Origin of the sequence: Candidatus Nanosynbacter sp. TM7-057, assembly GCF_022828295.1 — a bacterium.
Lineage (GTDB): Bacteria > Patescibacteriota > Saccharimonadia > Saccharimonadales > Saccharimonadaceae > Nanosynbacter.
Genome location: NZ_JAJQJT010000001.1, coordinates 405,603 through 431,265 on the forward strand (window position 1 = coordinate 405,603; position 25,663 = coordinate 431,265).

General features: G+C 42.4%; 33 protein-coding genes, 3 tRNA genes and 1 pseudogene. 26 read left to right on the forward strand and 11 right to left on the reverse strand.

What is annotated here, in order from left to right; genetic code table 11:
• Window positions 1-220: 220 nt before the first annotated feature.
• Window positions 221-913, reverse strand: a complete 693-nt coding sequence (locus tag LRM45_RS02070; RefSeq protein WP_243826544.1) for a DsbA family protein — start codon at window positions 911-913, stop codon at window positions 221-223.
• A gap of 53 nt (window positions 914-966) precedes the next feature.
• Between LRM45_RS02070 and LRM45_RS02075 the strand changes: the two genes are divergently transcribed.
• The 5 genes from LRM45_RS02075 to LRM45_RS02095 are packed head-to-tail and all read left to right on the forward strand — an operon-like array spanning window position 967 to window position 5,108.
• Window positions 967-1,989, forward strand: a complete 1,023-nt coding sequence (locus LRM45_RS02075) for a CBS domain-containing protein (protein ID WP_243826545.1) — start codon at window positions 967-969, stop codon at window positions 1,987-1,989.
• Window positions 1,990-2,027: 38 nt separating this feature from the next.
• Window positions 2,028-3,806: an aspartate--tRNA ligase gene (gene aspS, locus LRM45_RS02080; protein WP_243826546.1), complete on the forward strand. Its 1,779-nt coding sequence runs from the start codon at window positions 2,028-2,030 to the stop codon at window positions 3,804-3,806.
• Window positions 3,807-3,837: 31 nt separating this feature from the next.
• On the forward strand, window positions 3,838-4,113 hold the full coding sequence (locus LRM45_RS02085) for a hypothetical protein (RefSeq protein ID WP_243816750.1): 276 nt from the start codon (window positions 3,838-3,840) through the stop codon (window positions 4,111-4,113).
• A gap of 4 nt (window positions 4,114-4,117) precedes the next feature.
• Window positions 4,118-4,366 (forward strand): hypothetical protein, encoded by a 249-nt coding sequence (locus LRM45_RS02090; RefSeq protein ID WP_243826547.1) that lies wholly within the window; start codon window positions 4,118-4,120, stop codon window positions 4,364-4,366.
• Window positions 4,356-5,108, forward strand: coding sequence for an N-formylglutamate amidohydrolase (locus LRM45_RS02095; protein WP_243826548.1), 753 nt, complete (start codon window positions 4,356-4,358; stop codon window positions 5,106-5,108). Before LRM45_RS02090 ends, LRM45_RS02095 begins: the two co-directional genes overlap by 11 nt.
• Here LRM45_RS02095 and LRM45_RS02100 read toward each other — a convergent pair.
• On the reverse strand, window positions 5,091-5,624 hold the full coding sequence (locus LRM45_RS02100; RefSeq protein WP_243826549.1) for a VIT1/CCC1 transporter family protein: 534 nt from the start codon (window positions 5,622-5,624) through the stop codon (window positions 5,091-5,093). The two genes, LRM45_RS02095 and LRM45_RS02100, sit on opposite strands and share 18 nt — an antisense overlap.
• Window positions 5,625-5,786: 162 nt before the next feature.
• On the opposite strand from LRM45_RS02100, the gene LRM45_RS02105 reads away from it, so the two are divergent.
• The 4 genes from LRM45_RS02105 to LRM45_RS02120 are packed head-to-tail and all read left to right on the forward strand — an operon-like array spanning window position 5,787 to window position 7,217.
• The gene (locus LRM45_RS02105; protein ID WP_129631741.1) at window positions 5,787-6,008 is read left to right on the forward strand and encodes a hypothetical protein; all 222 of its coding nucleotides are present in this window, start codon (window positions 5,787-5,789) and stop codon (window positions 6,006-6,008) included.
• 19 nt (window positions 6,009-6,027) lie between these two features.
• A complete protein-coding gene (locus LRM45_RS02110; protein WP_243826550.1) occupies window positions 6,028-6,297 on the forward strand; it encodes a YtxH domain-containing protein in 270 nt (89 codons plus the stop codon).
• 40 nt (window positions 6,298-6,337) lie between these two features.
• Entirely contained in the window at window positions 6,338-6,880 is a 543-nt protein-coding gene (locus LRM45_RS02115) for a hypothetical protein (protein WP_243826551.1), read from the forward strand.
• Window positions 6,873-7,217 carry a hypothetical protein gene (locus LRM45_RS02120; protein ID WP_243826552.1) on the forward strand — a complete coding sequence of 115 codons (345 nt, stop codon included), beginning with the start codon at window positions 6,873-6,875 and terminating at the stop codon, window positions 7,215-7,217. The genes LRM45_RS02115 and LRM45_RS02120 overlap by 8 nt, the downstream gene beginning before the upstream one ends.
• Before the next feature lie 3 nt (window positions 7,218-7,220).
• Here LRM45_RS02120 and LRM45_RS02125 read toward each other — a convergent pair whose 3' ends face one another.
• Window positions 7,221-8,123, reverse strand: a complete 903-nt coding sequence (locus tag LRM45_RS02125; protein ID WP_243826553.1) for a mechanosensitive ion channel family protein — start codon at window positions 8,121-8,123, stop codon at window positions 7,221-7,223.
• Window positions 8,124-8,147: 24 nt separating this feature from the next.
• Here LRM45_RS02125 and trmB point away from each other — a divergent pair, with 24 nt between their 5' ends.
• Together trmB and LRM45_RS02135 are read left to right on the forward strand one after the other, a co-directional pair.
• Complete coding sequence (gene trmB, locus LRM45_RS02130; protein WP_243826554.1) at window positions 8,148-8,789, forward strand: tRNA (guanosine(46)-N7)-methyltransferase TrmB; 642 nt, start codon at window positions 8,148-8,150, stop codon at window positions 8,787-8,789.
• A gap of 17 nt (window positions 8,790-8,806) precedes the next feature.
• Entirely contained in the window at window positions 8,807-9,154 is a 348-nt protein-coding gene (locus tag LRM45_RS02135; RefSeq protein WP_232736137.1) for a nucleoside triphosphate pyrophosphohydrolase family protein, read from the forward strand.
• On the opposite strand, the gene LRM45_RS02140 is transcribed toward LRM45_RS02135, so the two are convergent.
• Complete coding sequence (locus LRM45_RS02140) at window positions 9,151-10,401, reverse strand: UDP-N-acetylmuramate--L-alanine ligase (RefSeq protein ID WP_243826555.1); 1,251 nt, start codon at window positions 10,399-10,401, stop codon at window positions 9,151-9,153. The genes LRM45_RS02135 and LRM45_RS02140 overlap by 4 nt on opposite strands.
• Before the next feature lie 84 nt (window positions 10,402-10,485).
• On the opposite strand from LRM45_RS02140, the gene LRM45_RS02145 reads away from it, so the two are divergent.
• The 3 genes from LRM45_RS02145 to LRM45_RS02155 all read left to right on the forward strand — a co-directional run bounded on the left by LRM45_RS02145 (window position 10,486) and on the right by LRM45_RS02155 (window position 12,053).
• Window positions 10,486-11,151, forward strand: coding sequence for a hypothetical protein (locus tag LRM45_RS02145; RefSeq protein WP_243826556.1), 666 nt, complete (start codon window positions 10,486-10,488; stop codon window positions 11,149-11,151).
• Between the two features lie 67 nt (window positions 11,152-11,218).
• The gene (locus LRM45_RS02150) at window positions 11,219-11,425 is read left to right on the forward strand and encodes a hypothetical protein (RefSeq protein WP_243826557.1); all 207 of its coding nucleotides are present in this window, start codon (window positions 11,219-11,221) and stop codon (window positions 11,423-11,425) included.
• Between the two features lie 136 nt (window positions 11,426-11,561).
• Window positions 11,562-12,053: a hypothetical protein gene (locus LRM45_RS02155; protein WP_243826558.1), complete on the forward strand. Its 492-nt coding sequence runs from the start codon at window positions 11,562-11,564 to the stop codon at window positions 12,051-12,053.
• Window positions 12,054-12,090: 37 nt separating this feature from the next.
• Here the strand turns inward: LRM45_RS02155 and LRM45_RS02160 are convergent.
• From LRM45_RS02160 to LRM45_RS02185, 6 genes are all read right to left on the reverse strand, one after another.
• Window positions 12,091-12,167: transfer RNA gene (locus LRM45_RS02160), tRNA-Met, on the reverse strand.
• 43 nt (window positions 12,168-12,210) lie between these two features.
• On the reverse strand, window positions 12,211-12,660 hold the full coding sequence (locus LRM45_RS02165) for a hypothetical protein (protein ID WP_243826559.1): 450 nt from the start codon (window positions 12,658-12,660) through the stop codon (window positions 12,211-12,213).
• A gap of 64 nt (window positions 12,661-12,724) precedes the next feature.
• A tRNA-Ile gene (locus LRM45_RS02170) sits at window positions 12,725-12,800 on the reverse strand.
• A gap of 30 nt (window positions 12,801-12,830) precedes the next feature.
• Window positions 12,831-14,201, reverse strand: a complete 1,371-nt coding sequence (locus tag LRM45_RS02175) for a dihydrolipoyl dehydrogenase family protein (protein ID WP_243826560.1) — start codon at window positions 14,199-14,201, stop codon at window positions 12,831-12,833.
• Between the two features lie 8 nt (window positions 14,202-14,209).
• Window positions 14,210-14,497, reverse strand: coding sequence for a hypothetical protein (locus LRM45_RS02180; protein WP_243826561.1), 288 nt, complete (start codon window positions 14,495-14,497; stop codon window positions 14,210-14,212).
• On the reverse strand, window positions 14,491-15,228 hold the full coding sequence (locus LRM45_RS02185) for a hypothetical protein (RefSeq protein WP_243826562.1): 738 nt from the start codon (window positions 15,226-15,228) through the stop codon (window positions 14,491-14,493). The genes LRM45_RS02180 and LRM45_RS02185 overlap by 7 nt, the downstream gene beginning before the upstream one ends.
• A 140-nt stretch (window positions 15,229-15,368) precedes the next feature.
• On the opposite strand from LRM45_RS02185, the gene LRM45_RS02190 reads away from it, so the two are divergent.
• Window positions 15,369-15,533: a hypothetical protein gene (locus LRM45_RS02190; RefSeq protein ID WP_164999847.1), complete on the forward strand. Its 165-nt coding sequence runs from the start codon at window positions 15,369-15,371 to the stop codon at window positions 15,531-15,533.
• A gap of 51 nt (window positions 15,534-15,584) precedes the next feature.
• Here the strand turns inward: LRM45_RS02190 and LRM45_RS02195 are convergent.
• A tRNA-Met gene (locus tag LRM45_RS02195) sits at window positions 15,585-15,661 on the reverse strand.
• 74 nt (window positions 15,662-15,735) lie between these two features.
• Between LRM45_RS02195 and tilS the strand changes: the two genes are divergently transcribed.
• From tilS to LRM45_RS02250, 11 genes and pseudogenes are all read left to right on the forward strand, one after another.
• Window positions 15,736-16,572, forward strand: coding sequence for a tRNA lysidine(34) synthetase TilS (gene tilS / locus LRM45_RS02200; RefSeq protein WP_243826563.1), 837 nt, complete (start codon window positions 15,736-15,738; stop codon window positions 16,570-16,572).
• Window positions 16,573-16,600: 28 nt separating this feature from the next.
• Window positions 16,601-18,469: an ATP-dependent zinc metalloprotease FtsH gene (gene ftsH, locus LRM45_RS02205; protein ID WP_243826564.1), complete on the forward strand. Its 1,869-nt coding sequence runs from the start codon at window positions 16,601-16,603 to the stop codon at window positions 18,467-18,469.
• A 6-nt stretch (window positions 18,470-18,475) separates the two neighbouring features.
• Window positions 18,476-20,128, forward strand: coding sequence for a murein biosynthesis integral membrane protein MurJ (murJ, locus tag LRM45_RS02210; RefSeq protein WP_243826565.1), 1,653 nt, complete (start codon window positions 18,476-18,478; stop codon window positions 20,126-20,128).
• Window positions 20,128-21,003, forward strand: a complete 876-nt coding sequence (locus tag LRM45_RS02215; protein ID WP_243826566.1) for a GTP-binding protein — start codon at window positions 20,128-20,130, stop codon at window positions 21,001-21,003. Before murJ ends, LRM45_RS02215 begins: the two co-directional genes overlap by 1 nt.
• A 48-nt stretch (window positions 21,004-21,051) precedes the next feature.
• A pseudogene (locus LRM45_RS02220) lies at window positions 21,052-21,228 on the forward strand (transposase); the annotation flags it as partial.
• 46 nt (window positions 21,229-21,274) lie between these two features.
• On the forward strand, window positions 21,275-21,538 hold the full coding sequence (locus LRM45_RS02225) for a SemiSWEET family transporter (RefSeq protein WP_061582780.1): 264 nt from the start codon (window positions 21,275-21,277) through the stop codon (window positions 21,536-21,538).
• Window positions 21,539-21,755: 217 nt separating this feature from the next.
• A complete protein-coding gene (locus tag LRM45_RS02230; RefSeq protein WP_243826567.1) occupies window positions 21,756-22,070 on the forward strand; it encodes a dUTP diphosphatase in 315 nt (104 codons plus the stop codon).
• Window positions 22,071-22,116: 46 nt separating this feature from the next.
• Window positions 22,117-23,079 (forward strand): elongation factor 4 family protein, encoded by a 963-nt coding sequence (locus tag LRM45_RS02235; protein WP_129744684.1) that lies wholly within the window; start codon window positions 22,117-22,119, stop codon window positions 23,077-23,079.
• Window positions 23,080-23,081: 2 nt separating this feature from the next.
• Entirely contained in the window at window positions 23,082-23,540 is a 459-nt protein-coding gene (locus LRM45_RS02240) for a 5' nucleotidase, NT5C type (RefSeq protein ID WP_243826568.1), read from the forward strand.
• Between the two features lie 9 nt (window positions 23,541-23,549).
• Window positions 23,550-24,260 (forward strand): guanylate kinase, encoded by a 711-nt coding sequence (locus tag LRM45_RS02245; RefSeq protein WP_243826569.1) that lies wholly within the window; start codon window positions 23,550-23,552, stop codon window positions 24,258-24,260.
• Window positions 24,257-25,624, forward strand: a complete 1,368-nt coding sequence (locus LRM45_RS02250; RefSeq protein WP_243826570.1) for an LssY C-terminal domain-containing protein — start codon at window positions 24,257-24,259, stop codon at window positions 25,622-25,624. The genes LRM45_RS02245 and LRM45_RS02250 overlap by 4 nt, the downstream gene beginning before the upstream one ends.
• Window positions 25,625-25,663: the final 39 nt, after the last annotated feature.

The following is a 25,663-nucleotide window of genomic DNA, read 5'->3' on the forward strand; positions in this document are numbered from 1 at the left end:
GCTGCACATAATAATAAGGAGTGCAAAACACATGCCAATAGCAATCAAATTTGTGCCATCAAGGCGCAAAAAGATCGCGGTGGATGTGGTGCCTGCCGAATGGCAAACATACATAGCACAATAAAAAGAGTGCAGTCGATCCAACGATAGAATAGGGACGACTATAAACAAATCCCGCTCCAAGGCACCGGAGCGGGATTTTGGTTTGTGTGAAAATGCGTTAATCTTTTACTTCAACGCCAGCTTTTTTCAAGGCTTCCTTGACTGATGATTCGATTGAGCCAGAGCTGTCCATCTCAGTGTTTTTTCCATTTATGTAGAAAGTTGGCGTTGCGGCAACGCCGTGTTTGCGACCGAGAGCCATATCGAAGTCAATTTTATTTTTAACCTTGTTACTGGCGATATCGGTTTTATATTGATCGATATTAAGCTTCAATTGTTCAGCATAAGACTTGAAGGTGTTGTCGCGTTCTGTAGCGTTGGCGTTTTTCCAAGCGTCCTGATTTGCATATAGAAGCTCATTCATTTCCCAGAATTTACCCTGCAGGCCAGCGGCTTCAGCTACGGCAGCGGCAGCTCGTGCGTTAGGGTGTGAGCTAGCAATTGGGAAATTACGGAAAATTAATCGAACGTGATCTTTATATTTTTTAGCTAGTGCTTCGGCTTTTGGTGCAGCGGTGCCACAGCCAGGGCATTGATAGTCGGCGTATTCGATAATTGTTACTTTGGCGTCTTTACTACCAATTTCATGATCCGCAATATTACCATTTCTTGATTCTGCGCTGATAATTGTGTTCAGTTGATTGTTATTGATATCGCTAATGTTTAGTCGATTTTGTGTCGAAATATAAATCATTCCACCAACAATTGCCACTACAATAATTGCGAAAATTATCCAGCTTTTCTTATTCATTTTACCTCCATTTACTCTAGTAAGTATAGCACGGAATGCGGTACAATAAAACTATGACGATTGTGCTAATTTTTGGATATTTGGTTACTTTGGCGGTTTTGTTGATAGTGCTGGGAATTCAGCCGAAAACGTCTTCGCATAGTCAATTTGAGCTGCGGCGGAGAAGTGGACTAGGCGATGAAAAGGCTAAAATTCTTTTGCGACAAAGAGAATTTTTACGAGATATTATTTCACTGCAGCGCGCCGTGGCTTCTTTATGTTTGGTAATTTTAAGTGTTATTAGTGTTTATTTGTTCAACTGGGCGGCTGGACTGGTCTTATCAATTATAATAGCTCTAGAAATCGGAGCTGTCGCGCGAATTGGTTTGTGGCAGAAATACTCACAGCAACTTTATGAAAAATACGAACCGCTAATCTTGACGACAATTGAGCGACATCAAGTAATTTTGTCGCTAATCCGTTCGGTATCGCCAGTTGTTGGTGATAGTCAGGTGATTGAATCGAAAGAAGAATTGCTGGAAATGGTTGCTCAATCCAGCGGGGCGATTTCATCTTCTGAGAAAAAGCTTATTACTAACGGACTGAAGTTCAACGATATGAAAGTCGAGGAAATTATGACGCCGCGAAGCATGATTGAATCGGTGCCTATGAATGAACTTCTCGGGCCGCTAGTACTTGATGATCTTCATAAAAAGGGGTATAGCAGATTTCCTGTCATTGACGGCGATATTGACCATGTTGTTGGAATGTTGAGGATTCAAGATTTGTTAACGATTGATCGCAAAGCAAAATCTCATCGTGCGGAAACAGTCATGAGCAAAGACGTCTATTATATTCGCGAAAATCAAACTCTACAGCACGCCTTGGCTGCATTTTTGAAAACGCAGCATCACCTGTTTATTGTTGTAAATGAGTTTCGAGAAACAGTCGGTTTACTGAGCCTAGAAGACGTAATTGAAGCGCTATTAGGTCAGAAAATTATTGACGAATATGATGTTTATGGAGATCTCCGTAAAGCCGCTACGGCTAATCCGCAGAAAAATAATTTGCCCACAAAAACTCGACGAGATGTTTAATTCTGGGAATTTGCCCAAATTATGCTATAATAACAGATATGAAAAATAGAATTTTGGCGGCAGAAACTTCTAAAAAAGTTGGTGAGAATATTACAGTTGCGGGCTGGGTTCATTCCAGGCGTGATCATGGCGGATTGATTTTTATTGATTTGCGTGACCACACGGGTTTGGTTCAGTTAGTTATTAACCCTGATAAAAAAGATGCTTTTTCTTTGGCGGAAAGCTTACGGGATGAGTTCGTAGTTCGTGCTTGTGGCGTGGTTGCGGAGCGTGGTGAAGGTCTGAAAAATCCGAATATTGCCAGTGGCGATGTGGAAATTGTTGTGGACAATTTGGAGATTTTGAACCGAGCTGAAACTTTACCAATTCAACCATTTGCCGAGGATAATCAAGCTGGCGAAGAACTAAGATTCAAGTATCGTTATATTGATTTGCGTCGTCCAAAAATGCAAAATATGCTTAAAAAGCGCGCCGAAATGTATCGTCGAATCCATGAATATATGGACAATCGAGATTTTATTGAAATTCAAACGCCAATTTTAGCTAATTCAAGTCCTGAGGGTGCGCGTGATTTTCTGATTCCGAGTCGTTTGCAGGAAGGGAAGTTTTACGCCTTGCCACAAGCTCCACAGCAGTTTAAGCAGTTGCTGATGGTTGGTGGCGTGCCGCGTTATTATCAGTTGGCGGCTTGTTTCCGCGACGAAGACCCGCGAGCAGATCGCTTGTATGGCGAGTTTTATCAGCTTGATTTGGAGATGAGTTTTGCTGAAAATGGTGAAGAAGTTCGCACTGAAGTTGAGCCTTTAATGAAGCAATTGGCGACTGATTTTGCTGGTAAAAAATTGTTAGATTTGAGTGATTTGGCGGTTGGTGATGGCAGTTCAATTCCGCGAATTTCGTATCGTGACGCCATGGAAACTTACGGCTCTGATAAGCCGGATTTGCGATTTGGCATGGAATTGATAGAACTGACGGACGTATTCTCGGAGACTGAGTTTGGCGTATTTAAAAATGCTGAATGCATTAAGGCTATTTGCGTAAAAAATGGCGCAAGTTTGAGCCGCAAGCAAATTGACAATTTCACCAACATCGCTAAAAGCGAAGGTGCTGGCGGTTTGGCGTACATCACATATCAAGGCGGCGAAGCAAAATCTCCAATTGCGAAATTCTTGAGTGAGAAGGAATTGGCTGATATCCAGCAGAAAACTGGTGCGGTTGAAGGCGATGCAGTGTTCTTTGGTGCTGATTCTCGCTCGGTTGTTAACGCGGTATTGGGGCGCTTGCGTAATGAATTTGCCTCACACTTTAATCTTAAGGACCCATCGGTCGTGGCGTTTGCTTGGATTATTGATTTTCCGTTTTACGAATGGGATGAGCGTAGTAAGAAACTTGACTTTGGGCATAATCCGTTCAGTATGCCAAAGGGCGGTTTGCAGGTTCTGGAGTCTGCTGAAACTGACGCCGAGAAATTATCCATTGTCGCCGATCAATTTGACATGGTGATGAATGGTTATGAGATTTGCTCTGGCGGTGTTCGTAATCATAATCCAGCAGTGCTATATAAAGTATTCGGTTTGCTGGGCTTCAGTGAATCTTATGTTGAAGAAAAGTTTGGCGCTATGTTGGGCGCTTTCAAATACGGCGCTCCGCCTCACGCAGGATGTGCTTTTGGAGTTGATCGTATTTTGATGGAATTGACCGATGAGCAAAACGTCCGCGAGACTCTGGCGTTTCCAAAGAATGGCTCTGGTGTGGATGTGATGATGAACTCGCCATCGGTTGTCGATCCTGCTCAGTTGCGCGAATTGGGTTTGTAAATTAGTAGCAAAGTATAGTATATATTATACAATGAACGATAAACTAAGATATGCTACTGCCGAGGAATTCCATGTAGCGATAAATCAATCAATGCTGGGTGATGAAAGGAAGTGCTTTTTGTCCGAGTACTCGATAGATGACTATGCAAATATGAATCATACAATACTCATGCATAATAGCTATGCTGGGTTTGCCATTAAGGATGGTGATATAGTTAGTGTTTTTAATTCTAAACAGAATCCAGTGAGGCAGTCTTTGGATACTATGATTCCAGCAGCTATATCTCTGGGGGGGGGTGAAGCTTGACTGTATGGGTCAAGTATTATGCAATAAATATACTAAATATGGATTTATAGCTGTAGCGGCTGTGCAGTTTATGGACGAATATGCACCACGCAACTGGAATTATTCTAAGTTCGGCAGACCGGCTGTTTACTTTATGTTGCATAGGCAAATAATGTCGCTTAATAATGCTGACGAGTTAGCAGAGAGTGTGCCATATTTTCCATACGATGAAGCTTATCAATACAGAGAAGAGTTGATTGGTAATGCGCTGTAATATTATTCTTCACATTCCTCACGCCTCGTTATACTTGCCTCCTGATTTTTGGCGTGATATTACGGCAGATAAAGAGATTATCGAGAGGGAGTTGCGTTTCATTGCTGATTATAAAGTTGATGAGCTCGTTAAAAATATAAATAGCCATAAAATTATAGCTAAATATTCGCGGCTATATTGTGACGTCGAGAGGTTCTGTGATGACGAAGCTGAGCCGATGGCTAAGCTGGGTATGGGAGCGATTTATACACGTTTATCTGACGGTACGCAATATCGCAAAATAGGATCATCCCGCCGGGAAGAAATTTTGAGCAAATCATACGACTTACATCACAAACAACTAAACACGTTGAGTAGGGAAATTGTTGATCAATATGGATCGTGTGTGATTATTGATATACATAGTTATAGCGACGAATTGGTGCGAAGATTGTTTGGCTGGACAGAGAATTTACCAGATATTTGCCTTGGCTATGATGAAAAATGGTTCGGTAAAGACAACGTATCAAAATTAAAAATATATATTGAAAAAATGGGATATAGTTGTGAATTGAATTATCCGTATTCTGGGGCGCTGGTTCCGATGGAATTTTATCACGATGAAAATCCGAAGATACGGTCGGTGATGTTGGAAATTAATAGGCGCGTCTATTTGAATGGTGGTGTGGTAAGCGAAAAGGCTATGTGTAATATAGACAAAATAATAAATTTTATCGCAGAAAATCTAAATCCTAATACCTAGCCACGCCGCCAAAATGTCGCCCGCAAAGTAGGCTAACCCTGCTGCAATTGCCCCAAGAAGTAACGTGATGCCTGCAGACTGCCAAGGTGATTGTTTGCTGACTTTACCTTTGATGAAGCCGATTGCTAAGAAAGTTGCTGCAGTTAGCGCCGAGCTAATATAGAATAATACCGCGTTTGGTGCTTTTAAGTTTGCAATTACATCAATCAAATATGGCAATACTGGTACGCTGCCGACCACCACGAAAGCTAAGAATGTTACTGTGCCTATGATCTTTGGGGATGAGCGTTTTTGGGTGTCGCGCACAGACTCTTCGCGTTCGGCGCTGGCTGCCAAATATGCACTAGAACCCATTGAGAATCCGTCGGCTATTAAATTAGCAATTCCTAATATAAGAATTACTGAACTGGATATTCCAGCACCGGCTGAAGCCGCCACGACTGCAAATGTCGTTACCGTGCCGTCGACCGCACCATAAACAAATTCCGGTATATATCGTTTGAAAAAATCTCGCATAACCATACCAGTTTATCATATTATTAACGATTAGCGGACATCTCTATTGACAATTTAATAAGCTTATGCTATAGTGAAATAGTTAGATTATCTAATACAAACAATTTAACAAGCATGCTAAAATAAACATAACAAATATAAACTTTTGCAGAAAGGTAAAGCGTGGAAGATATCCAAACAGCCATCGTTTTATTATCAATCATCGTAGGATTGTTGTCGGTTATTATCGTAACGCTACTGGCAGTGGTTATCGCCTTGTTGGTAAGACTTAATACGGTCATGAAAAGCGTTAGTAAAATTACAACTAACGTAGCTAGTGCAACCGAATGGTTGTCGCCAACAAAAGTTTTTAGTGAACTATCAGGTTTGTTTCGTAAAAAATAATTAAAAAAAGGAGTAATATATGAAAAAAGTTTTAGCAATTATCGGAGCAGTAGTAGCAGGTTTTACAGCTGGAATTTTAACTGCACCAAAGAGCGGCAAGGAAACAAGGAAAGACTTGAAGGATAAAGCTGTAAAATTGAAAGCCGACACTGAAAAAGTAGCTTGCAAAGCGACCGCTGCAGCTAAAGACAGCGTAGACTCATTGAAAGCTGGCTCTCAGAAAGTTGGAGACGCTGTAGTAGAAACCGCAAAAGATGTTAAGGGTAACGTCGAAAAACGCTTCAAGTAATATTTGACTCTATTCAAGAAGACGTGAGATAATATAAGTGATGAAAAAAGTTACTTTCTATCTCGCGTCTTTTTTGATTACTTCTAGTTTGTTAGTGACGCCACGGGCAGTTGAGGCTCAGTCTGTCGATGCTACGGCTGATTCTGAGATTATAAAAACGCTTGAGCGAAATTGTAGCTCCGTAAGGGTTACTATTAAAAACATCCACACCAATGACGCTCTAACTAGAGTTAACGCTGGACAAAGATATAATTCTATTTCTACCAAACTTATGGCCAGGCTGAACGGTCGATTGGCAATCAATAAGCTGGACAGCTCAAAACTACTGAACATTACTAATGAGTTCGAGTCGACGAGACTTAAGTTTAATAGTAATTACAACGATTACGATACTGCAATGACTGATCTTCAGCGCACAAATTGCTCTAATAATGTGGCGGACTATTATAAAAAATTGACCGTTGCTCGCGAGGCTCGTAATAAACTTTCTGAGGACGTGAAGATCTTGGATGAATTGTTGGTGAGATATAAAGAAGAAGTGCAGTCTATTAAAAATTCGCTGTCTGGAGGTTCTAATGAATAGAGCTAAGGAATTATTTCGTAGTTATAAATTCGCTACGTTTATTGGGCTGACTATTGCGGTTTCGATTTTACTAGTATCGATTGCAATGTTTATGTATTACAAGACTGACGCTTATCGATTGGATTTGAGTCGCCCAGAATACGCTTCTCGCCGCAATCAAATTAGCAAGGATGCGAATGAAAAAAGTCACGAATTTGACGCGCAAGGCTCAGTAAGTAAGGATACATTGAAGGAATTTTTGGGAATTTATGATAAAGAAGTAGAGAACGTTAATAAGATCAAAGCGTTTTCTAATGATGTGTTGAGCGATAAAGAATTGGGCTTGTCTAATAATTAATCTTTATCTTCTGGTCATTGAGGTTGGGGTCGGCAGAGTCGCCAAAAGAACTCCTTCGCGATCGAAGTTTTGTAGCAATCGATGTCGCATTTCAGAGGTAACAGACCACTGATCGGATGGCTGAGTTTTTCCGGCGATGATCAATTCTGTTCCTCGTCCAGTAATATCACCAACGGAAACGAATTTAGGCGGATCGATAATTTTCTTTTGCCAGGCCTTTTCTTTAGCCAATTCTTGACCGGTGGCGTTAATGATGTCTGTAACTGCAGAAATGTCAGAACTTGGGTCGATATAAATGCTGAAGCGCGACATGCTATAGCCCATAGTTTTATTGATAACGTGCTGAATCGTGCCGTTTGGAACATAATGAACATTACCCTCAGAATCTCGTATAACAGTAGTGCGAGTGCCGACTCTCTCGACGGTTCCAGCAGCTCCCATTACGTCAACAACATCGCCAACACGATATTGATTTTCGGCGATGATGAAAATACCAGACAAGAAGTCCTTAACGAGTGATTGAGCACCAAATCCTAATGCCACACCGATTATGCCAGCACTAGCGAATAGCGGCGATAAATCAAATAGGAATAGTTTATTGGCGACAATTGCGGCGACATAAAAAATTATTATGATTTGCCAGAAACTTCGGGTTAATTGGATGAGAGTTTTTTCGCGCTTTTCTATGTCTTTACGGTGCCAGGAACGATGTTTAGCGGTGGAGCGTATAGAATAATGGATAGTCCAAGATAATAAATATTTCCCCAGAAAATAAACAAAAACAGAGCCGATAACAATGCTGACTGTGTCGATAATGCGCTCACTAATTAACCAGCCAAGGTTATTGCCATGCAGCCATTGACCTAACGTAGAAGAATCTAAGAACTGTTTTATAAGCTTATCCATTATTGATTTAGTATAATAGAAAATATGAGTTTTGTCGATCCGAATCAATTTATTATCACCAGAAAACGTAAGAAGTATAAATTCGCTTTATTCCACAATTCGCCGCTATGCTTTGAATTTGATGAATGGACGGAGCGGGAAGTCGATTGTTTGGAAATCGGTGCTGGAACTGGACTATTCAGCGTAGAGCTTGCGCTGCGCCATCCCGAAAAGACCTTTTTAGCAATTGACGTGAAGGGTGATCGGCTGCAGAAGGGTGCGAAAGTTGCTGAGGAAAAAGGGCTGGAGAATGTGTTTTTTGTTCGAGCGCGGGCTGATCAAATAGACCAATTAGTAGAGCAGAATTCTTTGGAGCAAATTTGGGTAACATTTCCTGATCCGTTCCCGAGGAAGCATAGCGCTGGGCGTCGCTTGACTCATCCTAATTTTTTGAAGAAGTATTCTTCATTGCTAAAATCAGACGGATCTTTATTAATTAAACACGACGATCACAATTTTTTCTGCTGGAGCTTGGAGCAATTGGTGGCAGAAAAATGGCAAATTAAAGAGTTGAGTTTTGATCTTCATGAATCCGCGCTAAATGACGAATATAAAATAATGACGACTTACGAGCAAAGGTGGATTGGCGAAGGAAAAACTATTAATTTCGTAAGAACTACCCACTAATAAATGAAAGGAATATTATGCAATTTAACGATTATTCAACAAAGGCAATTTCTACTTTAACAGATAAAGATTCTCATAAATATGGTGATGTTGACGCGAGATTGATGGCGCAGATATTGGGATTAAGTGGCGAATCTGGCGAAGTCATGGAGAAGTTTAAGAAAATTTTACGTGATAAAAATGGCGAGATCTCGGAGAATGACCGCGACGCAATAATAAAAGAGCTCGGTGACGTGTTATGGTATGTCAATTCTATAGCGCATTTGCTTGGTTGTAGTTTAGAGGAAGTGGCTCGCAGAAATAATGATAAACTGCTCAGTCGCCAGAGTCGGGGGAAGATTCACGGTAGCGGCGATGATCGCTAATTTTTAGCTAATTGCTCGCGAATCCATCCGTCGATTGTGCCAGCGCCCATACACAGGACGAGCTTGCCAGAGTTCCTTGCCGCGGTTATTTCTTGCCATAAACTGTCATCTAATTCAGCAAAATGAACTTTTTCTTTGTCGATATTTTTGGCAAGTTGTTGTGGTGTCAAGGTTGGCAAATCTGGATTCTCCCTAGTTAAATAAGTTGGCAGCCAGTAAATTTCATTGGCATCATGGAAAATATCATCAGTGTATTGATCAATTATCTCGTGCTGGCGAACGTTTTGGTGCGGCTGATAAACTAGGACTACATCGTTTGACAACTCCTTAGCCATCTGTAATGTCGCTTGAATTTCAACCGGGTGATGTCCATAGTCAGAGTATAGATTTTCGGCGAGCTTTTCAAAACGTCGTCCTGAGCCGGGGAAAGAGTTTATTGCTTGGTATATTTTTAACTCCTCCGCGTCCACTCCCATATATCTCAAAGCTTCGATCACCAAAGTAGCGTTCTTTCGGTTATGCTCGCCGGGCAGGGCGATGTTTTTGTTGGAACCGTACAAGATTGTTAGATTTTTCTCATCAAATATGGCGGAATTTTCTTGCCACGCGATAACTTTTTTAGATTTTTTACCGAATTCACGGAAAGCGTCTAAGTAGGATTCTTTTGTTGGATATGTGTCTGGATGGTCGTAATCAACAGACGTGATAAGGCTAATTTCTGGAGAAAAATGCAAAAAGTTGCGATCAAATTCATCACACTCGTATATGAAAAATTGGCTATTTTTATCAAACGTTCCGCTCGGTCCAAAACTTAAAGTCGAACCCACAGAATAACTAACAGGAATTTGCAATTGCTCCATTGTCCAGATTAGCATGCTCGTTGTTGTGGTTTTTCCGTGGGTGCCAGCGACCGCGATAAGTTTCAGGTTTTTATCAGCAATAATCTGTGCCAAAAGCTCGTCGCGCTTGCTGGTTTTTATGCCTAATTTTCGCGCCAAGACTAGTTCTGGGTGATTTTCCGGTAAAGCAGCGGTGTAAATAAACCAGTCAAATGGTGATTTATCGTATTCTGATTGCAGGAACGTGCCAGATTGATCAAAAGAAATAGGAATTCCGGCTGACTCTAATTCGTTTGTGATTAGACTTGGTGATCTGTCGGAGCCGCAAACGTCATATCCAGCCCCTAAAGCAATTCTACTCAGCGGTCCGATACCAACGCCGCCAATTCCTGAAAAATAAATTCGCATACAAATATTATACCACCGCAGCGGTAGTAATATTCACGTCATTGGGATAATTTGCTATACTAAAATCATAGAGAAGGTGGTGGGATGGCTATAGACAAGAAGAAAACCAAGTTCAGAATTAAGCGACTCAGTCAGATTAAGACTTGGCAGTTGGTTATTTTATTGATTATGTCTGGTTTTATTTCGGCAACTTTTTTGAGGTTGAATAATGTTGGTATGGTCGAGCGACGAGAATCTGTGGAGCATGCGGATAAGGCTGGAGATATAGTCAATCTTCAGCAGCGACTATACGATTTGCAGCGTTATGTATCTACACATATGAATGCAGATCCAGGGAAGATTGCGCTGGATCATACGTATAAACAAATGTATGACCGGAAGCTGAAAGAGTTCGAGGAGGAGATAAAAAATCAGTCTAATAATGATACTGTGTCGAAAGTTAGAGCTGTCTGTGATGCTAGGGCGCAGCAAGGCGGTTACGGCCGATTTACGACACAGGCGGATCCGAGGTATATCAATTGTATTAACGAGGAGTGGGCGAAATATCCTGCCGCAAAAGCCACTAACTTGCAGTTTGAAGCGCCTTCAACCGAGCCGTATTATCACACTTTCGTCTCGCCGATATGGTCAGCTGATTACGCGGGGTGGTCTTTGTTAGTGACGGTATTCATTGCCATGATTATCGTAATGAGGTTGGTTGTTCTGGGGATGTTAAAGTTGATACTTAGACGACGAAATAAGCTTTTTTAGCTTGACAGGGGTGATATAGAGATAGTAATCTATATAGGTATATCATTAATAGGAGGTATATAACCAAATGGCTTATAAACATACCAACTCAAAGGGCATCACATATTACTTGCATAAGACTGACGTAACTTTGCGCGGCGGCAAGACTCAAACTATTTACTTCTTCGCTAAGGTTGAGAAGAATGAAAAGGGTGCACCATGTGATCTACCAGAAGATCGTATTGTGAAAGAAAACCCACGCAACGGCTTTTTGACAATTTCTAAGAAAAAATAGTCCTTTGCTTGCACCATAAGCGCGTTTGGTGATATAGTATAACCAAACAAACAGGTGCCATAACTCCTCTGTAAAAAGCAGGGGAGTTTTTTGTGGGGTTGATTATTTGTGGATATTGTGGTATAACAGTTACTATATGAAGTCGAAGACGGTTGAAGTGTTGGCGCTTGCTAGACCGAACAGAGCGGGCGTTATTGATGTTGTTGATTCGGACGGTAATGTTGTGCCGTTGGATTATTTAGGCGAAGATTTTGTTCCTGATGCGAATAGCTATAGTGATGAAGATTTTACGAAGAGAAATAGAATTATAGTTGAGATGTGTGATCTTTTCGGCAGGATTCGTCGTCGTGCTGGTTTTGCCGAACGTCATAGAGGTCGTGGCGACTATGATCGAGCTCGTCGCATAGAAAGAAACAGGGGTAGTGATATTTCTGAAGTTGGCAGACTTGCTATAAGTGCTTGTGAAGCATGTCCACTTAAGCTTGATTGTGAACTGTATGGTAAATTAGGAGGGGCTGTCCTAAGTGATGTTTTGGATTATAAAAAAGTTCGCACAGCCACATCTCTGACTAAAGCAGGCAAGAAACGTTCAGGTTGGAATAAGGGTTGCATAGATAATAATGCATAAAGAAAAAGCCCCCTTCTGAATGAAGAGGGATTTTTCTTGGTGGCGGGGGTAGGATTTGAACCTACGACCTTTTGGTTATGAGCCAAACGAGCTACCAGGCTGCTCTACCCCGCGATACATAATTATGATATCAGCTTAGCGCAATAATTGCAATACCTTAGTGTTTATGACTATTGCCACCAAATAGAAAGTTCATCCATTGCTGGAAATTGCTATCTGTTCGCTTCGCGCTCGACGCAAGTTTTTGAGCAGGCGTGGCGCTTTCGAAAGATTGGGTGATGAGCTGTTTTTCGCCAGGCAGACCTTTTCCCGTGCGCTGTCTAATAGTCAATTCTTGATACTCTTCGCTTTGATAATATTTCGATTCGTATTCCAGCAAGGCGACTTGTAATTTTTCTATTTCCACTTGCTGGCGTTTGTTGTCAATAGAGCGTTGCAGTTCGTAATTTTTTTGCATTGATTCAATGGAGCCCCAAGCCCAACTCATAGCAATTAAAATCGCAGCAGCAATAACGACATTATTTAGGGTCAAATAGTCGTGCTGTATTCTGTAAATTAATCGTTTGAGTTTTAATTTGTTCATTTTTGCAAATTTAATATCTACCACATAATATTGTAGCAGGAATGGTAAAAATATTCATCTTATGATTATCAAGTTCAAATTCAGAATGTGGTGGGGGCGGCTGGGATCGAACCAGCGACCAATCGGTTATGAGCCGACTGCTCTAACCCCTGAGCTACGCCCCCGTGAGACTTATTATAGCGCATCAGAGGTAATTATAGAAGTTTTCCAGCGGCAATTCGCACGGCTTCTGACCAAGAAGTAAAACAATGCGGCGTTGACGCCAGTTCTTCGCTGGTAATTTTATGTCGAACGGCCAGGGCTAGCTCGGCTGCTATATCGCTAGCGTGCGGTCCGACGATTGTTCCGCCTACGACAACTCGCTTCTTATCAACGATCAATTTCACAAAACCTATTCGCTGGTCGGTAATATTGCTGCGTACCGTAGTCGTGAGCGGAACAATTGCTATTTTTGCGCTTATTCCTTTCGCCTTACAATCGTATTCATTCATTCCAATTTGAGCTATTTCTGGCTGAGTGAATGCAACTTGTAGGCGTGGGGAATCATTGAATTTAATCTTATTATTATGTAACAAATTATGAGCCGCAATACGACTCTGCGCTAAAGCTGTGTGGGTTTGGATGTTAGCGTCAGTTACATTTCCTGCGGCAAAAATATGTCGAGCGGAAGTTTGCAGGGAAGAATTAACCAAAATGCCATTTTCGGTATATTTCACGCCGGCGTTCTCTAATCCTAAATCTGTTGCGGGCAATTGTTGGTCGGCAATTAGAATCTCATCAACGCGTACAGATTTTTCTATTTGCCCTTGCAGAAAAGTGACGCGTTTTTGTATAGACGATTTTTGTATAGCGATAATCTTAGTACGAGCTAAGATCGAAATGTTGTGATTTTTTGCGTCATTCATAACTAAAGCACTGACTTCTGGGTCAAATGTCGATAATATTCTGGACGATTTCTCTGCTACGTAAACTTTTGTTCCCAGGGTGGAGAAGATGTGTGCCAATTCTAGTGCCGTAGCCCCCGCGCCAACAATGAACATGGTTTTTGGTGGGCGCTTCAAGCTAAAAATAGTTTTTGGAGTGTGATAAGAAACGGCGCTTAACCCAGGTATTTCTGGAATTTGCCAATCAGATCCAGTTGCAATGAGAAGTTTACGAGCGGACAAGTGTCTTCGATTGATAGCTATTTCGTTCGGACTCAAGAAATGTGCGTTGCCAACAAAAACACTAATGCCTTGCTTTTCGTAATAATAGCGATTGCCGCCAGCTCCAGTTCTCTTTACAACTTTGTCTTTCCAGGAGAGTAGAGAAGGGTAATTATACCCAACCGAGTTAGTGCGCAACCCAAACTTAGCGGCGTCTTTGGCTGTTTGATAAACGTTAAGAGCGTGAGTTAAGAATCCAGTTGGTACATCTCCCCAGTTTGGTGATTCCCCGCCGAATGTTGATTTTTCTACAACAGCAACTTTTTTTCCGGCACTTGCTAATATGCTGGCTGCGGGTGAGCCACCAGCGCCACTACCAATTACGATATAGTCATAGTCAAAAGTTGGTTTTTGCGACATCAAATCTCCTAAATTATGGTTTTATAATTTTTATATAAATAAGCCGCGTCAGGATGCAGAGTTTTCATAATGCGTTGTGCTTGGCGGCGGATATCAGCAGAGGTTATTTCTGGGTGAGTTTCGCACCAATTCATAACGCCCAGAGTGACGGTTTTTGCAACGTCTTGAGCTTGACCTTCTGGCGTACGAACGCTTAGACAGGTGGCAATTATGGAATTGTGGAGCTTGTCCGGGCTGAACTCCTCTGGTGGTCGTTTTCCTTGTTTGATGACGTCAATTTGACCTGGCTTTACCATAGATTACCTCCATAGCTAATGACGCCAATAACGCGGTCGACAAATAGGAATGCTGCCAAAATTAGTAAGCTACCGCCGCTGGCGAATTGCAAAAATCTCTTATGATCTTCCCGCCAACGTTGTAAATTAGAGATGCTGCGTCCGCTGCCGATCAAGACGATAACGACAAATAACGGCAGTGTGGACACGATGACGTAGATCGCTATGCTGATGATTTGCAAGAAGGGATTTGGTAGGGTGATAATAGCCAGACTGGCGGCGATAATTGGCGCGATAATAAATATGATTTCTGCAATAACACTAACTATTCCCAGGGCAAAGCTTTCTATGGAATTTTTGGTTTTTTTGGTGCGCTTGTTTAAGTATTCCGCAAAATTGCGTGGAAGCCACAATGAAGTTCCTGGCTGTCGTCGGAAGTAGAACGCCCAAATTGCGATTCCTAATCCAAACATCATCCCTGAAGAAACGGCGGCAACGAGTTGCTCTGCGCTGGTGACGTGGTGGATGAATAGTGATAAGAAATAGGAAATTGAGCTGATAAGTAACAAGGTGATCATTGCGACTCCAAGCACAAAACTGTTGCTCATACGAAAAATTTTTCTCTGAGCGGTTTTTTTGCCAATTGAGTGTCCGCTAAGTAACGTTAAAACACTGACGCTAAGCTGAAAACTAGCGTGAATAATCGCTGCAAAAATTATGGTGGCCAGTGATGAGATTGTTACAGGGGTCATTTTTGTGTATAAATCCTTCTCTACCAGTGTACCACAAGCGGAATGAAAAGGTAAATAATGACCGAAAAAGGTATTGCTTTTTTGTCAAATTTATGATAGTATAAAGACAGTTAAATAATTAACATAAAAAAGGAAAAAATATGGAAATCAACACCAGTGAATTAGCTGAATTTTTAGAAGTAACCCGAAAAAAGGATTTAGCAACGTGGGAGCGTCAGCGTAATTCATGGGAATTGGATAGTTTTGTGTCACGACGATTGGCGGCTTTGGATGGCGTTCAATCTGAAGAGCTTGAGCTAATTTAATTCAGTATCTATAAAAAATTCCCCGTCGTATTGACGAGGAAAGATAATTTCTGGTAGCACCGGGTGGACCCGAACCACCGACCTCAGGCTTATGAGTCCTGCGCTCTAACCAGCTGAGCTACGGTGCCACACTGCATTGATTGTAACAGATAGTATAAAATTTGCCAAATACGTTTTAGGTAAATTGTGAGATAATGGATATGTGAGATATATTATCGCAGTCAGTGGTGGGATTGATTCGGTAGTTTTGCTGGATTTGATGTCGCGAACGGAAAAAGATTTGGTGGTTGCTCATTTTGACCACGGAATTCGTGAGGATTCGGCGAGCGATGCTAGATTTGTCGAGGCTTTAGCTGATAGATATAAAATACAATTCGTTTGTCGGCGTGAAAAATTGGGGGCTGATGCTAGTGAAGAATTGGCGCGCCAAAGACGGTATGATTTTTTGCGTGGCGTGGCGACGGATTTTGATGGCGTGATAGTGACAGCGCATCATCGAGATGACATTATTGAAACTGTAGCGATGAACCTTAAGCGTGGCTCCAGGTGGCGAGGTCTGGCGGGGATGAGTGATAGTCAAATAGTTAGGCCGATGAATAGCTGGACGAAGCAGAGAATTTATGAATATGCGATTCGCCAGAAATTGGAATGGTGTGAAGATGAGACGAATCAAAGCGACTTGTATCAGAGAAATAAATTTAGACGTAAGATAAATCGTGAACTTGATGAATACCAGAAGCTTGGAGTGTATGAGGCGTGGCGAAAACAGAGAGAATTAAGAGGGGAAATTGAGCAGGAAACAGAGAAGTTTGATGGAGAAGTGCTTAGTCGGTATTTTTTGACGATGATAGATGATAATGTCGCACAAGAATTGCTATATTATTACGTTTTACGACATTATGATGTGTCGTTACTGGGTTCTCAATTGGAGCGTATGCTAATTGCTATAAAAACTGGAAAAGCTGGCTCTTGCTGGCAAGTTGGCGGCGGCATTGTGATGAAATTGACGCTAAGAAGTGTTATAATAAAGAGAGTTTGATTAGTATAGGCGAAAGGATTAGTTGAGAATGGCTGTTAAGATGCCTCAAAGAAATGGAAAGAATAGAATAAGTCAAATTTTACGATTTGGATTGTTTTGGGCAATTATAATTTTTGTAGCGTTAATTTTTTACGCAACACTCTTCCCTGCGTCAAATCTTAAAGATGTAGCTTTGTCTGATGTGGTGCGTCGAGCAAATGACGGTAAAATTGCTCAATTGGAGATTCAAGGGAATGACATTAAGATTACTCCGAAAGATCAATCAAAACCTACCGAGCATTCAGTCAAGGAGTCTAGTAGCATTTATGAGCAGGGCTTGAACAAGGACGCTAAGGTTGAGGTGAAGGTTATTCCACCATCCACAACCGGCGAAACCATGTGGAACCTGGCGGTTATGGTTGTGCCTGTGCTGATTATCGTAGTGTTCTTTATGTTTATGATGCGCCAAGCTCAGGGTCAAAATAATCAAGCTATGGGATTTGGCAAGAGCAAGGCTCGCCTGTATGGACAAGATAAAGAAAAGGTTCTATTTACGGATATCGCGGGAAATGATAACGCCAAGCAAGATCTGCAGGAAGTTGTTGATTTTCTTAAGCATCCGAAGAAATATAAAGATTTGGGCGCAAAGATTCCAAAAGGCGTGTTATTAGTCGGTAATCCGGGTACAGGTAAGACGATGCTAGCTCGTGCTGTTGCTGGTGAGGCTGGTGTGCCATTCTTCTCGATTTCCGGTTCTGAATTTGTGGAAATGTTTGTTGGTGTTGGTGCTAGCCGAGTGCGGGATCTATTCTCCAAGGCTAAGAAAAATGCTCCATGTATCATCTTCATTGATGAGATTGATGCTGTAGGTCGTAAGCGTGGCTCTGGTATGGGTGGCGGTCATGATGAGCGCGAGCAAACTCTGAACCAGATTTTGGTGGAGATGGATGGCTTTGATGGCGAGACTAATGTTATTGTTTTGGCGGCAACCAACCGCGCGGATGTTTTGGATCCGGCTTTGCTTCGCCCTGGACGATTTGACCGACGTGTGAATATTACATTACCAGAACGTAAAGATCGTGAAGCAATTCTGAGGGTTCACTTTAAGAAAAAGCCAACCGATGAGACTGTTGATCTTGATAAATTGGCAGCAAAAACCGCTGGCTCATCTGGTGCGGATTTGGCGAATATGGCTAATGAAGCTGCAATCATCGCTGCACGTCGCAACAAGAAGAAGATTACAAATGACGAATTAACCGAGGCATTTGAGCGTGTGGCAATTGGTCCAGAGCGCAAGACCAAGATAATGAACGATCACGAGAAAGAGTTGACTGCTTATCACGAAGCTGGCCACGCAATTGTTGGTCACGTCTTGCCTGATTCTGACCCAGTCCACAAGGTTACGATCATTCCGCGCGGCGGTACTGGTGGAGTAACGTGGTTCTTGCCACCAGAAGATAAGAGCTACACGAATGTTTACGAGTTTAAAGATATTTTGGCTCGGGCAATGGGCGGACGAATCGCTGAGCAATTGATTTACGGCGATGACGGAATCACTACTGGCGCTGGTTCGGATTTGCGAAAAGCGACTGAAATTGCCCGTGATATGGTGATTGAGCAAGGAATGGGCAAGGGCTTGCGCGATCAAGTATTCCATGAGGATAACGGCGGCTTGATGTTCGATAAAATGACTAGAGAGCGTCCATATTCTGATGAGACTGCGAAGATGATTGATGAGGAAGTCTCGCAATTGATTACCGAAGCTAAACATCGTGCAATGTTGGTATTGAAAGAGAATCGTTCGTTCCTTGATAAGTTGGCCGAGGCTCTACTGAAGGAAGAAACTCTGGAAGAATCTGAGGTTGACGAGATTCTTAAGGGCACTAAGTTACCAAAAGAAGCTAAACTGCATTCATAAAATACTATGGGGCGCGTTCGTAGTACAGTTACGAAAATAAATCAGCGGCTTAATGTGAAGTTGGCTGCTACGATTATGGCTAGCTCGACGTTACTGTCGAGCTTGCTGGGATTTTTCCGTGATCGTCTACTAAACTCAGCCTACATGCCAAGTAAAAATGGAGTATCGGCGGGATACCCGGTTGGACTAGACGCTTATACGGCAGCTTTTATGGTGCCAGATTTTATGTTTGCAGTGCTGGTTTCTGGTGCGCTTAGTGTGACGTTCATTCCAGTTTTTAATGAGCGTTGGGTCAAAGGCAATAAGCAGTCGGCTTGGCAAATTAGCGCTAGTATGATCAATTTTATGGCGCTAATAACCATGGCGGCGTCAGTGCTTATCATCGTTTTTGCCGATCCGTTGATGAAGTATTTAATCGCACCTGGTCTGAGTGAGTCTGGTCATGCTTTGGCGGTTAGTATGATGCAAGTAATCGCAGTGAATCCATTTATCTTTGCGGTTGCGGCGGTGATTGCTAGTATTCAGCAAGCGGTCGGGCGATTTATGTTCTGTGCGCTGGCGCCAATGCTATATAACGTCGGTATTATTATCGGTACGGTGTGGTTTACCGGCGGCGTCAATCTATTCGGCTGGCAGATTTTTGACGGCGGCATTATGGGCGTGGCGCTAGGCGTGGTTTTGGGGTCGTTTTTGCAATTGATCGTCAGCGCAGTCGGTTTGGCTGGACTTGGGTTTGATTACAATTTCAAAATCTATTGGCGAAATAAGGGATTTAGGAAAGTTTTATCTTTATTGCCAGCGCGTTCTGTCGATCAAGGAATGGATTATGTGGTTAGCTTGGTCGAGGTCAATTTGGCTTCGCGCTTGGCTGACGGTACGGTTAGGGCGTATCAACAGGCTTTGACTCTTCATATGATGCCGATTAACCTTATTGGTGTGGCGATTTCAAATGCCGCCTTTCCACAATTAACTGAGCATTTGGGTGAAGGTCGAAATGACCTATTTCAAAAAGACCTGCGTTCCCTGCTGAGAATTATTTTTTGGATGGCACTTCCGGTGTCGGTGGTGATTTTCTTTACCAGGGGATACGTCGTGCACTTTATTAGTAATGGTGGTGTTCCACTAATCGCGGGAATTTTGGGCTGTCTGGTCGTGGCGATTTTGTTCCGAACTATTTACCATATGGCCGCGCGAGCATTTTACGCCCGCCAAGATACGAAAACTCCGCTGTATATTTCAATTTTCTCGATTACTTTGAACATCATCTTAGCAATTGTTCTATCGATGGTCTTGAAAATGGGCGCATATGGATTGGCTTGGGCTCAATCAACCGTGGCGGTTTTGGAGGTGGTTGTGCTTTTGGCGGTTATGAATCGTCAAATGCCAAAATTATTCGACATGACGTTTGTGCGAGCAATTTTTAAGATGATACTTGCTGGAATTGTTACGGGTGTAGTTTGTTATATTGGTGTGTTGGTTTTGCCATTTCGTTATCATGACGACAGCTTCTTTAGCGCTTTTCCGAAATTTGTTATCATTTCATTGGTTAGTTTTGGTGCGTATGCTGCGGCTTCAAAATGGCTAAAATTGCCAGAAATTGACCCGATTCTTGCACGATTGAAAAAAGTGTTATTTGGACGATTGGAGTTTAAGGGCTAATGGAAAATATTCGGAATTTTTGTATTATTGCTCACATTGATCACGGCAAGTCTACGCTGGCTGATCGAATGATGGAGATGACTGGGACGGTAGAAAAGCGCGAGATGAAGTCGCAGTTGCTGGATTCGATGGATTTGGAGCGGGAAAAAGGCATTACTATTAAGTTGGCGCCGGTGCGAATGCGATATAAAAATGTCGATCTGAATTTGATTGACACTCCAGGGCATGTCGATTTTAGTTATGAAGTCTCGCGTAGCTTGCAGGCTTGCGAGGGCGCGATATTGGTGGTTGATGCCAGCCAAGGAATTCAGGCGCAAACATTGTCGAATGTTTACCTGGCGATGGAGCAGGATTTGACGATTATTCCGGTCCTGAATAAGGTTGATCTTCCGGCCGCTGACATACCGCGCGTATCCAGGCAAGTCATTAATTTGTTGGGTTGCGACGAGAGCGAGATTATTCATATTTCTGCTAAAACTGGTCAAAATGTAGATAAGGTTTTGGATGCGGTTGTCGATAAAATCCCGGCGCCAACTGGCGAGGTTGATAATCCGACTAGGGCGCTGATTTTTGATAGCTATTATGACGATTATCGTGGCGTGATTTTATACGTGCGGGTGGTTGATGGGCGAATTAAAAAGGGCGAATCTATCCGAATGATGGCGACTGGCGCAGATGGACTAGCTCTGGAAGTCGGTCATCTTAACCCAGCCATGCAACCCGACCCTTCGCTTGAAACTGGCGAAATTGGCTATATTGTGACGAACCTGAAAACGACACGCGAGGCGCGGGTTGGCGATACGGTAACACTGGGGAGATATTTAATTAAGATTAAAAAGGGAAACCACGAATCTACAAACAATAAGCTTAACTGAATTTTTTTGGCGTTGGTTCGTAGTATTGACGCGTATGATTGCTGAAATCAGTTTCCTTACCAGATTTGGCATAGCATTTATTCGACAAAACTCATTAAGTCTCTTAATAAAGAAATCAAACGTCAAACGAAATAGAAGGTTCTTTTTCCTAACGAGGAGGCTCTGGAACGTTACTTAGTTACTTTGTTTGAAGACTCTACTAGAGTGTTTACACAAAATTATTGACAGCATCTTTTCCTTTATAATATAATAAAACCTCATGAGGTATTATATGTCTAAACAAAAAATTAATCGCTTTGTCGGATCTATTGGAGCTTTTATTGGGATCCTTGTCTTTATTGCATATATTCCACAAATTATCGCTAACCTACAAGGAGAAAAAGCTCAACCATTCCAACCACTATTCGCAGCAGTTTCTTGTTTAATTTGGGTAATCTATGGTTGGACAAAAGAACCTAAAAAAGACTGGATCCTCATCATTCCCAATGCAGCGGGAGTGATATTAGGCGGTTTAACTTTTATTACTTCTTTATAAAAGTTATATAAACAAAACCAGCAACTTCATAAAAAAGTTGCTGGTAGAGATTTTGGACTATCACAGGAAAAAATATTTAACCAAAGTGATATATTGTTTGATAAATCAGAGTATAATAGTAATTAAAAATAGGATTGGATAGCGAGCAGATTCTTGCTTCCTGCTATGTTTATATTCCATCAAGTGTAAGTTAATTAAGATTAAAGAAGGAAAAACCATGAATCCACAAACAATAAGCTTAACTGAATTACAAAAACACCTCGATCAAACATGTAAAGAAAAGGGGTGGGATAAAAATTCTGTCACTGAAGTATTCTTATTGTTTACTGAGGAAGTTGGCGAGCTGGCAAAAGCAGTTCGTAAAGAGACGGGATTTAAGGGAGAGAAAAAGCCTGATAATCACGACAATCTGCGCGAGGAGTTTGCGGACGTGCTGAACTATTTGATGGAATTGGCAAATCGGTTTGACGTCAATTTGGCGGAAGTGTATTTTGAGAAGCACAAGATCAATCAGACGCGACAGTGGGAATAATATATACTAGTATTGAAAAGCGCAGATAAGATGATAATACATAGTTATGACTGAAAAAATTACCGTCCAGCCCCTACCTGGCTATAAAGAAGTTAAGCCGTTTGTCTATGCGGGATTTTTTCCAGTGTCCAATGAAGACTATAATGACCTGAAAGAGGCAATTGAAAAGTTGAGTCTGAGCGATTCGGCACTGCAATTCGAGCCAGAAAATTCGCCGGTGCTGGGATATGGTGTGCGAATTGGATTTTTGGGTCTGCTTCATATGGACATTATTCGCGAGCGATTGGAACGTGAGTATAATTTGGATTTGATTGTTACGAATCCGAGTACTGACTATCAAGTTAGTCTGACGAATGGCGAGGAGCTGGATATCAAGTCTGCCAGTGAATTGCCCGACCCAGCGCAGATAAAAGAGATTCGCGAGCCGTGGATTGACGGTGAAATTGTCGTGCCGCAGGATTATATTGGTGCGGTGATTCAGTTGATCGTGAGCAAGCGTGGTCGCCAGAAAAACCTGAGTTACATTGACGAGCGGGCGCTGATTTCATTTGCGGCGCCACTTGCGAATTTGTTGACGGATTTTTATGACCAATTGAAATCTATTACCAGCGGCTACGGTTCGTTTAATTATGAGTTGGCGGATTATCAAGTGGAAGATTTGGTGCGTGTCGATTTTTATGTGGCGGGCGAAATGGTTGATTCGCTGAGCGTGATGTGCCATCGGTCGGAATCGCAGCATTTGGGGCGTGAGATTGTTAAGAAATTGAAAGAAGTCGTGCCGCGTCAGAGTTTTGAAGTTTCACTACAGGCGGCAATTGGTGGTAAATTTATTGCCAGGGAAAATATTGGCGCTTATCGAAAAGACGTTACGGGCTATCTTTACGGCGGCGATGTCAGTCGTAAAAAGAAGCTTCTCGCCAAGCAGGCGCGCGGTAAAAAACGAATGAAACGCTTTGGTAAAGTCGACATACCGAGCGAAGCGTTTATGGTAATGCTAAAAAGGGATTGATTATGAAAAAACCTATTGTTTATATTGATATGGATGGTGTTTTGGCGGATTTCAAATCTGCTTTAACGAAGGTACCGCCTGAGTTGATTGATGAGTTTGCTGGTCGGCACGATAATATTCCAGGAATTTTTTCTTTAATGGATCCAGTGCCTGGAGCTATCGAGGCGGTTTACGCCCTGAAAGACAAATATGATTTATATATTTTATCTTCTTCTCCGTGGGAAAATCCGACGGCTTTGGGCGATAAGTTGGCGTGGGTGAAAAAGTATTTTGGCGGCGAAGGTTCGGATAATGTTTTCTTCCGTAAGGTTATTTTTTCGTCAGCAAAGAATTTGAGTCGAGGCGATATTTTGATTGACGATCGGACAGCGAATGGTGCGGGCGAGTTTTCTGGTCGGCTTATTCGTTTTGGAAGTTCTGAATTTCCCAATTGGCAATCTGTACTTGATGAGTTATTATAGGTAAATATTATGCCAAGTATTGAAGATCTTATTACAAATTATCAGCCAACTGAATCGACAATTGAGTTGGTTAAAAGTACGAAAATTGCGCTGCTCGCGGGAATTTCTGGTGCGGGCAAAGACACGATAAAAAAACAATTACTGAAGTCGCCAGAGTTTCGCGATATTGTTTCTCACACTACGCGCGCGCCACGCACAAATAATGGATGTGCCGAGCAAGATGGAATTGACTATCATTTTATTGATTCGCAAACTGCCGAAAATATGCTACAAAATAATGAATTTATCGAGGCAAAATTTGTTCACGGTACGGTTTATGGGACGTCAGTGGCTGAGTTGAAATTAGCGCATGACCAGAACCGCGTGGCAATTACCGACATTGACGTTCAGGGTGTGGAGGAATATGAGCGACTGGCGCCTGAAAGTATTGCGATTTTCATTGTGCCGCCAAATAGCCAAACTTGGATTGAGCGATTAAAAAAGCGTTACGCAACCGAAGAAGATTTTCAAGCGGAGTGGCCAAAGCGTCACGCCTCGGCGATAAAAGAATTGGCTTACGCGCTTGAAGTTCCGTATTATCACGTGATTATCAATGACGATTTGGAGCGAGCAATTCGAGTGACCGAGGAAATTATTTTGCGCGGCGACGTGTTTAAGCGTCAGGATGACGAGGCGCGTTTGGTAGCTCGAAATCTTCTCAATGATATAATTAATCTATGAGTTCAGTAAAAACTCCAAAAAAAATAGCAGCCAGGCAAGATCGCTCCTCAAAGACCTTGACTACATTGTTAGACCAATCCTTTTTTATCTTTGCAGGTTTGGCGTCGTTTTGGTTGGCGTGGTTGGTACTTAGAGAGGGTTGGGCGACGGGCGGCTGGTGGCTGGTTGGCTTGTTCTTTGTTGTGTGGATAATTGTGGCATATTTGGCGTTGCCTAGACTTCATCGAATTTTGAGCAATATGTACGTACCGAATTATTTTATCGGTAGGACGCGAACAGCGGATGGAGTATTAAGTGATCCTGTAAATTTGAGCGTGCGCGGCTCGGAAGAAAAGCTCCATAAGGCAATGACTGAGGCTGGCTGGGTTTTGGCGGATGACATAACTCCAAGATCAGCTTGGAAAATGGTGCTTACCGTGCTGAGTGGTCGTAGTTATCCAAATGCACCAGTGTCGCCAGCATTTTTGTTTGGCAGACGGCAGGACTTTGCTTATCAGCAGGAAGTTGACGGCAATCCAAGGCGTCGTCATCACGTTAGGTTTTGGCGATGTCCAATTGGCTGGCTTCTTCCTGGCGGTCATCGAGTTGATTGGTTGGCGGCTGGTACATACGATAAGAGCGTTGGCTTTTCTTTGTTTACTTTCCAGTTCACGCATAAAATTGACGAGAATATTGATATTGAACGAGATTATATCATTGAGTCGGTTAAAAGTAACAATAAAAATGTTAGAGTGACGATATTAAAGGATTTTTCAACGGGCTATCATTCGCGCAATGGTCTTGGAGATTCTATCCGCACTGATGGCGATTTGCCAATTTTGGGAGTTGGTCGAATAAAGGCTGACGATAATGTCACGGCTTCAACGCGGCTCGGGGTGATTATGGATGGCACAATTTATGATCGTCATCCGCGAAATCACGAAACTTTGCTGGAAGAGCTTTGGAGTCGCCGACCACCGCAGATTTTAATTGGCGGCGGACTAATGATTCTGGCGTCGTTGTTTACAATTGGGCAAATGTTGGTGGACTTTTCTAGCTGGCCGACGACTTTGGTACAAGTTGCGAATATTGATGGAATTGATATAAATGCTGCGAATGCCATACTGTCAATGATGGCTAGCTTTAATGTACTGTTGGTCGTGGCGGAGATCGTGCTGGTTGGGCTGTTGCTTCGAGGAAGTAGTCGGGCGCGAATCTCGCTACTTTCTGTGGCGACATTAGCTATTGTTACCGAATCTTTATCCGTGACAATTGGGCGAATCAATGCGTCGATTATGCTGCTTTTGATCTCAATTGGCGTGCATATTATGATCATGATGTTGTTCTCTTCGGATGCGGCGCGCTACTTTACGGAAAGACGATAAGGCTTGGCACTCTGCTTGTATGAGTGCTAGATTTGCGAT

What these genes read in the sequence shown, in the direction of transcription:
- LRM45_RS02070 (WP_243826544.1), bottom strand. Translation starts at nt 913, where the DNA reads ATGAATAAGAAAAGCTGGATAATTTTCGCAATTATTGTAGTGGCAATT.
- LRM45_RS02075 (WP_243826545.1), top strand. Translation starts at nt 967, where the DNA reads ATGACGATTGTGCTAATTTTTGGATATTTGGTTACTTTGGCGGTTTTG.
- aspS (WP_243826546.1), top strand. Translation starts at nt 2,028, where the DNA reads ATGAAAAATAGAATTTTGGCGGCAGAAACTTCTAAAAAAGTTGGTGAG.
- LRM45_RS02085 (WP_243816750.1), top strand. Translation starts at nt 3,838, where the DNA reads ATGAACGATAAACTAAGATATGCTACTGCCGAGGAATTCCATGTAGCG.
- LRM45_RS02090 (WP_243826547.1), top strand. Translation starts at nt 4,118, where the DNA reads ATGGGTCAAGTATTATGCAATAAATATACTAAATATGGATTTATAGCT.
- LRM45_RS02095 (WP_243826548.1), top strand. Translation starts at nt 4,356, where the DNA reads ATGCGCTGTAATATTATTCTTCACATTCCTCACGCCTCGTTATACTTG.
- LRM45_RS02100 (WP_243826549.1), bottom strand. Translation starts at nt 5,624, where the DNA reads ATGCGAGATTTTTTCAAACGATATATACCGGAATTTGTTTATGGTGCG.
- LRM45_RS02110 (WP_243826550.1), top strand. Translation starts at nt 6,028, where the DNA reads ATGAAAAAAGTTTTAGCAATTATCGGAGCAGTAGTAGCAGGTTTTACA.
- LRM45_RS02115 (WP_243826551.1), top strand. Translation starts at nt 6,338, where the DNA reads ATGAAAAAAGTTACTTTCTATCTCGCGTCTTTTTTGATTACTTCTAGT.
- LRM45_RS02120 (WP_243826552.1), top strand. Translation starts at nt 6,873, where the DNA reads ATGAATAGAGCTAAGGAATTATTTCGTAGTTATAAATTCGCTACGTTT.
- LRM45_RS02125 (WP_243826553.1), bottom strand. Translation starts at nt 8,123, where the DNA reads ATGGATAAGCTTATAAAACAGTTCTTAGATTCTTCTACGTTAGGTCAA.
- trmB (WP_243826554.1), top strand. Translation starts at nt 8,148, where the DNA reads ATGAGTTTTGTCGATCCGAATCAATTTATTATCACCAGAAAACGTAAG.
- LRM45_RS02135 (WP_232736137.1), top strand. Translation starts at nt 8,807, where the DNA reads ATGCAATTTAACGATTATTCAACAAAGGCAATTTCTACTTTAACAGAT.
- LRM45_RS02140 (WP_243826555.1), bottom strand. Translation starts at nt 10,401, where the DNA reads ATGCGAATTTATTTTTCAGGAATTGGCGGCGTTGGTATCGGACCGCTG.
- LRM45_RS02145 (WP_243826556.1), top strand. Translation starts at nt 10,486, where the DNA reads ATGGCTATAGACAAGAAGAAAACCAAGTTCAGAATTAAGCGACTCAGT.
- LRM45_RS02150 (WP_243826557.1), top strand. Translation starts at nt 11,219, where the DNA reads ATGGCTTATAAACATACCAACTCAAAGGGCATCACATATTACTTGCAT.
- LRM45_RS02155 (WP_243826558.1), top strand. Translation starts at nt 11,562, where the DNA reads ATGAAGTCGAAGACGGTTGAAGTGTTGGCGCTTGCTAGACCGAACAGA.
- LRM45_RS02175 (WP_243826560.1), bottom strand. Translation starts at nt 14,201, where the DNA reads ATGTCGCAAAAACCAACTTTTGACTATGACTATATCGTAATTGGTAGT.
- LRM45_RS02180 (WP_243826561.1), bottom strand. Translation starts at nt 14,497, where the DNA reads ATGGTAAAGCCAGGTCAAATTGACGTCATCAAACAAGGAAAACGACCA.
- LRM45_RS02185 (WP_243826562.1), bottom strand. Translation starts at nt 15,228, where the DNA reads ATGACCCCTGTAACAATCTCATCACTGGCCACCATAATTTTTGCAGCG.
- LRM45_RS02190 (WP_164999847.1), top strand. Translation starts at nt 15,369, where the DNA reads ATGGAAATCAACACCAGTGAATTAGCTGAATTTTTAGAAGTAACCCGA.
- ftsH (WP_243826564.1), top strand. Translation starts at nt 16,601, where the DNA reads ATGGCTGTTAAGATGCCTCAAAGAAATGGAAAGAATAGAATAAGTCAA.
- murJ (WP_243826565.1), top strand. Translation starts at nt 18,476, where the DNA reads ATGGGGCGCGTTCGTAGTACAGTTACGAAAATAAATCAGCGGCTTAAT.
- LRM45_RS02215 (WP_243826566.1), top strand. Translation starts at nt 20,128, where the DNA reads ATGGAAAATATTCGGAATTTTTGTATTATTGCTCACATTGATCACGGC.
- LRM45_RS02225 (WP_061582780.1), top strand. Translation starts at nt 21,275, where the DNA reads ATGTCTAAACAAAAAATTAATCGCTTTGTCGGATCTATTGGAGCTTTT.
- LRM45_RS02230 (WP_243826567.1), top strand. Translation starts at nt 21,756, where the DNA reads ATGAATCCACAAACAATAAGCTTAACTGAATTACAAAAACACCTCGAT.
- LRM45_RS02235 (WP_129744684.1), top strand. Translation starts at nt 22,117, where the DNA reads ATGACTGAAAAAATTACCGTCCAGCCCCTACCTGGCTATAAAGAAGTT.
- LRM45_RS02240 (WP_243826568.1), top strand. Translation starts at nt 23,082, where the DNA reads ATGAAAAAACCTATTGTTTATATTGATATGGATGGTGTTTTGGCGGAT.
- LRM45_RS02245 (WP_243826569.1), top strand. Translation starts at nt 23,550, where the DNA reads ATGCCAAGTATTGAAGATCTTATTACAAATTATCAGCCAACTGAATCG.
- LRM45_RS02250 (WP_243826570.1), top strand. Translation starts at nt 24,257, where the DNA reads ATGAGTTCAGTAAAAACTCCAAAAAAAATAGCAGCCAGGCAAGATCGC.